Source organism: Candidatus Nitrosarchaeum limnium BG20 (assembly GCF_000241145.1).
GTDB lineage: Archaea > Thermoproteota > Nitrososphaeria > Nitrososphaerales > Nitrosopumilaceae > Nitrosarchaeum > Nitrosarchaeum limnae.
This window is the reverse complement of the sequence record NZ_AHJG01000222.1, coordinates 1-1,585: the sequence shown is the minus strand read 5'-3', so window position 1 is coordinate 1,585 and position 1,585 is coordinate 1. Positions and strand designations below refer to the sequence as shown.

Below are 1,585 nucleotides of genomic sequence, written 5' to 3'. Positions count from 1 at the left end.
GATTTTAAAATCAAATATCTTTGAAATCTTTTTAAGAATTAATGTGGGCGTTTCGGCAAAAATTATTATCATTGGCTCTTTTCCAAAATCTCCTGTGTGGTAAATTACATCTGGTGGTTTTTTTAAATTTCTTATTGCTTGTTTTATCCCCCATTCTACTGTGGACCCATCTCTGGATTTTACATTCTTTGGTTCTTTACTTCTATCGTAACTAGCAATAACTAATCTTTTTTTCTTAATTTTGATATTATTTCTTCACTATATCTTAAATTAATTGCAGAGCACATATCTGGAAATTTTTTGTTCATAATGATCAAAGCTCTAGCAACATGCTTTGAACCCCCATATGCCAAATCTCCTGCAACTGTTACTGTATTTCCTGTTTTTACTATTCTTCCTGAGATTCCTAGTATCTCTTTAATTGATTTTGGATTCTTTTTTGAAAAAACAAAATTTGTTTGACATTCTGGAATGTTTTTATGTATATTTTTAATCTGGAGAAATTTATTTATTGCATTTGTTAATTCACTGTGAATTTCATCTTTGTTTTTAATTTGTGTAATTGATATCCCATGTCCAATATTTTTGGCATTTTTAATTGAATTATATGTAAATTCTTTTGAGAATTTCACTGCATCTTTTAATGGTGCTCCATTTACTAGTGAAAATAATAGAGATGCCGAATAATTACACCCACTACCATGATTAGTTTTTGAGATTTTTTTACTCGATATTGTATATTCATTTTTTTGTTCAAGTATGTAATCTGAAATTTGTCCATTTGATTCTAATCCAGTAATGATGACGTTCTCTACTCCCATCGCTTGAATTTTTAGAGCAGCTTTATGCAATGATTTTTTTGATTTTATTTTAATTTCTGACAAAAACTCAGCTTCAAATTTGTTTGGAGTGATGACTGTAGCCAATGGAATTAAAAATTTTTTAAAATCTACAATTGCTGCTTTATCAATTAGTTGGCCCCCTGTGGTGGATTTTATCACAGGATCAATCACAATTGGAATTTTTTTATTTTTTAGTTCTTTGGAAATTGTTTTTATTATCTCCGAATTGTAAACCATTCCAATTTTAATTCCGTCTATTTTAAAATCTGTCATTATCGAATCTAGCTGATTTTTCAATATTTTTTGTGATACTGGCTCAACCATTCCAAAATTGGATGTGTTTTGACCTGTTATTGCAGTGATTACTGTTAAACCATAAGCATTTAGTGAATCAAAAGTTTTAACATCGCTTTGAATACCTGCCCCCGATGATGGATCAGATCCACCTATGGACAGTAAATTCATATCGTATTTTTAAAACTTAGTGTACTAATCTATTTTTCCTTTTATGATTTTTAGATTTGATCTTTTGATTTGTAACTATGATAGAGAATTTATAGTTCTGAAATAACTCATATTTGTTAATTTGATTAAAAAGAAAATTCCATTAATTGATGATACTCCTGAAGGATTTCTTTGTACTTCATGTTTGTTACCTATGCAATATCAAAAAAAGATCAATAATGCATATCTTTGGCAATGCTTCAAATGTGGTAAAAAATATTTTGTTTCAAATTCATTTA

Annotated in this window: 1 pseudogene; it reads right to left on the bottom strand. The window is 28.5% G+C overall.

The annotated features are described in order from the left end of the window. Positions 1-1,307 (bottom strand): annotated as a pseudogene (gene thiD / locus BG20_RS07735) (bifunctional hydroxymethylpyrimidine kinase/phosphomethylpyrimidine kinase); the annotation flags it as partial. Positions 1,308-1,585: the final 278 nt, after the last annotated feature.